The sequence below is a fragment of the Kitasatospora sp. NRRL B-11411 genome, from assembly GCF_000721345.1.
Classification (GTDB): domain Bacteria; phylum Actinomycetota; class Actinomycetes; order Streptomycetales; family Streptomycetaceae; genus Kitasatospora; species Kitasatospora cineracea.
The window spans coordinates 1-6,672 of the sequence record NZ_JOGH01000204.1 but is presented as its reverse complement, the minus strand read 5'-3'; the positions used below and the strand labels follow the sequence as shown (position 1 = coordinate 6,672).

Below are 6,672 nucleotides of genomic sequence, written 5' to 3'. Positions count from 1 at the left end.
TCTCCCGCCTCTCCCTCCGCCTCCTCCCCCGCCTTTCCCCGCTCTCCTATCCCTTCTCCTTTTCCACCCGCCCGCACCGCGCGCGTGGCTTGGCAGCGGCGCCCCCGCCTGCGAAGGTGACGGAGTATCAGCCCACCATCCCCTTGTCCGATCATCCCCTCATCCTCATGGGAGCGTGCGCATGACCGCACCGGTACTGACGGTGGACCAGGTGGTCGACCGGATGACGCAACTGGCCGCCGAACTCCCGCCCGCCGACGGGGTCGCCGTGTTCAACGCGATGTACCTCACCGTCACCCGGCTGGTCCGCGACCACCTCGCCGCGGGGTACTTCGACGACCCCGCCGCCATGGCCGAACTCGACGCCGTCTTCGCCGCCCGCTACCTGACCGCCGTCGACGACGACCGCGCCGGCCGCCGCCCCGCCGCGTGCTGGCGCCCGCTGTTCGACCTGCGCGCCGCCCCCGGCGTCCACCCGCTCCAGTTCGCCCTGGCCGGCATGAACGCCCACATCGAGAACGACCTCCCGCTCGCCGTCCTGGACACCTGCCGCCTCACCGGCCGCACCCCCGACCAGCTGCACGCCGACTACCTGCGGATCAACACCCTGCTCGCCCAGGTCGAGGCCCAGGTCCGCACCGCCCTGCTCCCCGTCCCCGTCGGCGGCCCCCTGCTGCACGTCCTCTCCGTCTGGAGCATCGACCGCGCCCGCGACGCCGCCTGGGCCTCCGTCCTCACCCTCTGGGAACTGCGCCGCCTGCCACCCGCCCGCGCCCTGGTCGCCGACGCCCTCTCCGGCTCCGTCGGCATGGTCAGCCGCGCCCTGCTCACCCCGCTCAGCCCGAACTGACGGCCCCCGTGCCCGATGATGGTCGCCCGGCCCCGAACGCCGGGGAACCACCGCACGGGCACGGCACAGCACAGCACGGGACGGAACAGCCATGGCGAAGCGCAAGCAGGGCGACGGGCGCCGCGAGCCGGACGGCCGGGGCTTCGTGCAGGTCGTCCGGCAGCCGAGCACCGGTGTCGAGGTGGTGTCGGGCCGGGCCTGGGTCGGGGTGGACCAGCAGGTGGGGCACGGTTCCGCGGACGCGCTGTTCGCGTTGACGCAGCGGCAGTACGCGGCGGCGCTGGCGGGTGAGGGGCTGGGGTCGTTCGAGGGCGAGTGCTGGCGGGGCGGGCACGACGAGCTGCTGCTGTTCCACCCGGGCGGCGGTTCCTGGCGCCCGGAGCGGTGGTTCCCGGCCCGGGCCCGGATGCTGCCGCCCCGCTTCGAGGGCGAACTCTGGTGGCACGTCGACGCGTTGGACGAACCGGAGGACGGCCCGCAGGCCGCGGTCGCCCGGTTGCTGGCCGCCGGGACGGACCGCGCGGTGTTCCGGCTGAGCGGCGAGGGCGCCTACCCGCGGCCCGCCGCGCTGATCGGCGGTCTGGGCCCGGGCAGCGACCGGGCGCGGGCCCTGGCGGTGCTGGGCGAGCCGGTCGAGGAGGGCGGCGACGTGCACGCCGTCGAGGGCGACCGGGTCCGGCTGGGGTACGTCGACGGCGGCCTGGCCACGATCGCCCTGGAGCGCCCGGCCCCGCGGCCGCTGCCGACCGGGCCGGTCCGCGCGTTCCTCGCCGTGCTCGGCGAGCCGGAGGGCGGCCCGGCCTTTCGGGAGGCGGCCCGCCTGGCCGGCGGCGCGCACCGGCGCTGGGCGTCCTCCTCCGGCCGGTCCCGGCGGCTGCTCGCGTTCGACGCCGGCCCGGAGGTCCAGGTCGGGGACGGCCGGGTGCTGAGCGTCCGGCTGCCCGCGGCCGGCCTGCTCCCCGGCACCCGCCTGCTCCCCGGTACCCGCGCGGACGTCCACCGCGCCCTCGGCGCCCCGTCGGCCACCGTCCGGGGCACCGACCTGCACCGCTACGGCACCCGCGACCTGCTGGTCGGGTACGGCTCCGAGTTCGACTCCGCGCACCCGGGCGCGGCGCCGGGCACGGTGACGGCGGTGCTGCGCGGGATCGGCGTGGCCCGCGACCCGCACCGCTGGCGGTCCGGCGAGTTCACGCTCTTCCTCGACGTGCTGGGCCGCCCGGAGTCGCACCCGCCGGTCGAGCTGGTGCGCGCCCTCCCCGGGGTGCGGCTGGTGCTGCGCCGCGGCCTGGTCGACGAGGTCGTGATCGGCGACCGGGGCCACCGGGCGGAGCGCTTCGCGGCCTTCGTCGACGGCATGCCGGCCGTGCCCGCCCGCACGGACGTCCCGTTCGGGCGGCCCGACCGCCGCGGCGAGCACGACGACCTGCGGGAGTTCGAGCAGGGCTGGGTCCACGTCCACTGCGCCGACGGGACCGCGGTCAGCACCGTCACGGTCGCCCGGCAGCCCCCGCCGGTGCGCTGACCCGGCACCGGACGGGGGGCCGTGGGGCCGGGATCAGGCCCAGCTGGAGTGCAGCGGCTTGCCCTCGGCGTAGCCGGCCGCGCTCTGGATGCCCACGATCGCCTTGTCGTGGAACTCCTCCAGGCTCGCCGCGCCCGCGTAGGTGCAGGAGGAGCGGACGCCCGCGACGATCGAGTCGATCAGGTCCTCGACGCCGGGGCGGGCCGGGTCGATGAACATCCGGGAGGTGGAGATGCCCTCCTCGAACAGGCCCTTGCGGGCCCGGTCGTAGGCCGACTCGTCGGAGGTGCGGTTGCGCACGGCGCGGGCCGAGGCCATGCCGAAGCTCTCCTTGTACTGGCGGCCGTCGGCGGTGGTCTGCAGGTCGCCGGGCGACTCCAGGGTGCCGGCGAACCAGGAGCCGACCATCACGTTGGAGGCGCCGGCGGCCAGCGCCATCGCCACGTCGCGCGGGTGGCGCACGCCGCCGTCCGCCCAGACGTGCTTGCCCAGGCGGCGGGCCTCGGCGGCGCACTCCAGGACGGCGGAGAACTGCGGGCGGCCGACGCCGGTCATCATCCGGGTGGTGCACATCGCGCCGGGGCCGACGCCGACCTTGAGGATGTCGGCGCCCGCCTCGACCAGGTCGCGCACGCCGTCGGCGGAGACCACGTTGCCCGCGACGATCGGCACCTGCGGGTCGAGGCCGCGCACCGCGCGCAGCGCGTTGATCATCGACTCCTGGTGGCCGTGCGCGGTGTCCACCACCAGCACGTCCGCCCCGGCCTCCAGCAGCGCCTTGGCCCGGCCGGCCACGTCGCCGTTGATGCCGACGGTGGCGGCGATCCGCAGCCGGCCCGCGCCGTCCACCGCGGGGGTGTAGAGGGTGGCGCGCAGCGCGTTCTTCCGGGTCAGGAGGCCGACCAGGGTGCCGTCGGCGGCGACCACGGGGGCGAGCTTGCGGTGCGCCTCGTTGAGGCGGTCGAAGGCGGTGCGCGGGTCGATGCCCTCGTCCAGCAGCAGCAGGTCGCGCGACATCACCTCGGACAGGCTGGTGAACCGGTCCACGCCCTGGCAGTCGCCCTCGGTGACCACGCCGACGGGCTTGCCGCCCTCGACCACGACCAGCGCGCCGTGCGCCCGCTTGGGCAGCAGCGAGAGCGCGTCGGCGACGGTGTCGCCGGGGGCGAGGGTCAGCGCGGTGTCGTGCACCAGGTGCCGCTGCTTGACCCAGCCGATCACCTCGGAGACGACCTCGATCGGGATGTCCTGCGGGATCGCCACCAGTCCGCCGCGGCGGGCCACCGTCTCGGCCATCCGGCGCCCGGCGATCGCGGTCATGTTCGCCACCACCAGCGGGATGGTGGTCCCCGTCCCGTCCTGGGAGGAGAGATCGACACCCTGCCGGGAGCCCACCGCGGACCGGCTGGGGACCATGAAGACGTCGTCGTACGTGAGGTCGTACGCGGGCTTGAGGTCGTTCAGGAAGCGCATGAAGGGGCTCTCTGGCTGGGAAGAAACGTTACGGCGCAACGCAGCCGAGCCGCGCACACCCAACGTTCGATTCTCGTTCAATCCCCCGCCCGGAGCCAGCTCACGCCCGAATCCTGAAGATCACCACAACCGGGCGGCACCGATTCCGCCCACCACCTGGAGGAACCCCCAAAGGCCCCGGTCGGCCGTCACGCCCCCAGGTGGCGCAGCACCGCCAGCACCCGGCGGCTGTAGCCGCCGGTCCGCGGGAGGTCGAGCTTGTCGAAGAGGGTGGCCAGGTACTTCTCGACGGCGCTGAGCGAGAGGTGCAGCCGGGCCGCGATCGCGGTGTTGGTGAGCCCCTCGGCGAGGGCCTCCAGCACCTCGCGCTCGCGCGGGGTGAGCCGGGCCGACGGGTCGGCGGGTTCGGTGCGGCCGACCAGGCGGCGGACCACCTCGGGGTCGATGACGGTACCACCCCCGCCGACCCGCTCCAACGCGTCCAGGAACTCGTCGACCTCCGCGACCCGGTCCTTGAGCAGGTAGCCGACCCGCTCCGCGCCCGCGGCCAACAGCTGGGCGGCGTAACCGCGTTCGACGTGCTGGGAGAGCACCAGCACCCCCACCGACGGGTGCTCGGTGCGGATCCGCACCGCCGCCCGGACGCCCTCGTCGGTGTGGGTGGGCGGCATCCGGATGTCGGCCACCACCACGTCCGGCGGGTCGGCGGCGACCGCGGCGAGCAGCGCCCGCGCGTCGCCGACGGCGGCGACCACCCGGTGGCCCTCCTCGGCGAGCAGCCGGACCAGGCCCTCGCGCAGCAGGGTGGAGTCCTCGGCGACGATCACGCGCACGGCAGCTCCGCGGTGACGAGGGTGGGGCCCCCGCGGGGGCTGTGGACGCGCAGGGTGCCGTCGAGCGCCGCGACCCGGGCCCGCAGTCCGGCCAGGCCGCCGCCGTCCGGGTCGGCGCCGCCCGCGCCGTCGTCGCCGACCTCCACGGTCAGCCGCGCCCCGACCGCCTCGACCCGGACCTCCACGGCGGCCGCGCCGGAGTGCTTGGCGGCGTTGGTGACGCACTCGCTGACCACGAAGTACGCCGCGGTGCGCACCGCCTGCGGCAGCGGGCCGGGCAGCGCGCAGCGGATCCGCAGCGGCAGCGCGGTGCGGGCGGCCAGGCCGGCCAGCGCCTCGTCCAGACCGAGGGCGTCGAGCGCGGAGGGGTGCACCCGCCAGGCGACCTCGCGCAGCTCGGTGAGCAGCTCGCCGGACTCCCGGTGCGCCTGAGCGAGGAGCTCCGCGGTGCGCCCCGGGTCGGCGCCGCGGCCGGCCCGGGCCAGCAGCAGGCGCAGCGCGACCAGGCGCTGCTGGACGCCGTCGTGCAGGTCGCGTTCGATCCGGCGGCGCTCGGCGTCCACCGCGTGCAGGACCGCGGCGCGGCTGTCGGCGAGTTCGGCGACCCGCAGGCGGAGCAGCTCGGCCTCGGACGGGCCGAAGCAGTCCCCGGCCAGCCGGGCCTCCAGCGCGGCCAGCGAGACCAGGCCCTGGACGGCCAGGAACAGCAGCACCCCGCCGAGCAGCACCTGCCCGGCCAGGTCGGCCCAGCCGAGCGAGCCGCGCACCGCCCCGAGCGCCAGCAGTCCGGCCAGCACCGCGCCGAACCCGACCAGGCCCAGCACCACCGCGGCGACCAGCCCCGTCCCGGCCCGGACCGCCAGGTAGTGGCGCAGCGCCCGCGGCTCGGGCCGGTAGTGGGCGGGGTAGCGGTCGCCGGACCAGGCGGTGCGGCGGGCCCGCTCCAGGGCGCCGAGCCGGCCGGTGACGGCGGCGGCGCCGGGCAGTACGGCCAGCGGCAGGTGGAGCAGCAGCAGCGGAGTGGCCAGCACCCCGAGCAGCACCCCGACGGCCCGGCGCGCCCGGCCGCCCTCCCGCTCCCCGTCCTCCCCCATGCCGGGGAGCCTACGCGACGGAGCGACCGGGCCGGCGGGCATTCAGCGCCCCCGCCGGTGCCGGGCGGACCGGCCGCGCAGCCGCACCACCAGCCACCCGGCCAGCGCGGCCGCGGTGAGCGCCACCACCAGCTTCGAGAGCAGCCCGACGTACTGCTCGACCACGTCCCAGCGGTCGCCGAGCAGGTACCCGGCGGTGATCAGCATCCCGTTCCAGGTCAGGCTGCCGACGGCGGTGAGCCCGGTGAACCGCAGCAGCGGCATCCGCTCCACCCCCGCCGGGACCGAGACCAGGCTGCGGAAGACCGGCACCATCCGGCCCAGCAGCACCGCCTTGGTCCCGTGCCGGGCGAACCACGCCTCGGTCCGCTCCAGGTCCGCGGCCCGCACCAGCGGCAGCCGGGCCCACAGCGCGTGCATCCGCTCCCGCCCGAAGAACGCACCCAGCAGGTAGAGCGCGAGCGCCCCCGCCACCGAACCGGCCGTGGTCCAGCCGAGCGCCGCGGGCAGGCCGAGCGTGCCGCGACCGGCCGCGAAACCCGTCAACGGCAGGATCACCTCACTGGGCAGCGGCGGGAAGAGGTTCTCCAGCGCGACGGCCAGCCCCGCCCCCGGCCCCCCGAACGCCTCCACCAACCCGGCCGCCCACCCCGCGAGCCCCCCGGTCGGCGCCTGCCCGGCAGCAGGAGCCACGGTTTCCAGCAGCAGCACGATGCCCTCCTCGTCGTGAAGCCACCCGGACCCCCTGCCCGGGTACGCCCCTCACGCTAGAAAGCCCTGCTCACGCCCGGTACGCGGTTTCCCACCCGACCCGACTGCGGTTTTCCGCACCCCCGCCCCGGGCGCACCGCAGCCTTTCCCCCTCCCCTCCCCCTTCTTCCTGTCTCTTATACACAT

Annotated in this window: 6 protein-coding genes; 2 read left to right on the top strand and 4 right to left on the bottom strand. The window is 76.1% G+C overall.

Annotated elements, in window-relative coordinates; genetic code table 11:
- Positions 1-181 precede the first annotated feature (181 nt).
- Positions 182-850: a DUF5995 family protein gene (locus IH44_RS0138460; protein WP_030464507.1), complete on the top strand. Its 669-nt coding sequence runs from the start codon at positions 182-184 to the stop codon at positions 848-850.
- Between the two features lie 91 nt (positions 851-941).
- Positions 942-2,375, top strand: coding sequence for a hypothetical protein (locus IH44_RS0138455; protein ID WP_030464506.1), 1,434 nt, complete (start codon positions 942-944; stop codon positions 2,373-2,375).
- A 33-nt stretch (positions 2,376-2,408) separates the two neighbouring features.
- Here the strand turns inward: IH44_RS0138455 and IH44_RS0138450 are convergent, their stop codons facing one another.
- The 4 genes from IH44_RS0138450 to IH44_RS0138435 form a co-directional block, all read right to left on the bottom strand.
- The gene (locus IH44_RS0138450; RefSeq protein WP_030464505.1) at positions 2,409-3,848 is read right to left on the bottom strand and encodes a GuaB1 family IMP dehydrogenase-related protein; all 1,440 of its coding nucleotides are present in this window, start codon (positions 3,846-3,848) and stop codon (positions 2,409-2,411) included.
- Positions 3,849-4,036: 188 nt separating this feature from the next.
- Positions 4,037-4,681, bottom strand: coding sequence for a response regulator transcription factor (locus tag IH44_RS0138445; RefSeq protein ID WP_030464504.1), 645 nt, complete (start codon positions 4,679-4,681; stop codon positions 4,037-4,039).
- Positions 4,672-5,775, bottom strand: coding sequence for a sensor histidine kinase (locus IH44_RS0138440; protein ID WP_030464503.1), 1,104 nt, complete (start codon positions 5,773-5,775; stop codon positions 4,672-4,674). Before IH44_RS0138440 ends, IH44_RS0138445 begins: the two co-directional genes overlap by 10 nt.
- A 42-nt stretch (positions 5,776-5,817) precedes the next feature.
- Entirely contained in the window at positions 5,818-6,486 is a 669-nt protein-coding gene (locus tag IH44_RS0138435) for a DedA family protein (protein WP_232795254.1), read from the bottom strand.
- Positions 6,487-6,672 lie beyond the last annotated feature (186 nt).

Bases quoted from the DNA above. Each gene is read 5' to 3' on its own strand.
- IH44_RS0138460 (WP_030464507.1), top strand. From the start codon at position 182: ATGACCGCACCGGTACTGACGGTGGACCAGGTGGTCGACCGGATGACG.
- IH44_RS0138455 (WP_030464506.1), top strand. From the start codon at position 942: ATGGCGAAGCGCAAGCAGGGCGACGGGCGCCGCGAGCCGGACGGCCGG.
- IH44_RS0138450 (WP_030464505.1), bottom strand. From the start codon at position 3,848: ATGCGCTTCCTGAACGACCTCAAGCCCGCGTACGACCTCACGTACGAC.
- IH44_RS0138440 (WP_030464503.1), bottom strand. From the start codon at position 5,775: ATGGGGGAGGACGGGGAGCGGGAGGGCGGCCGGGCGCGCCGGGCCGTC.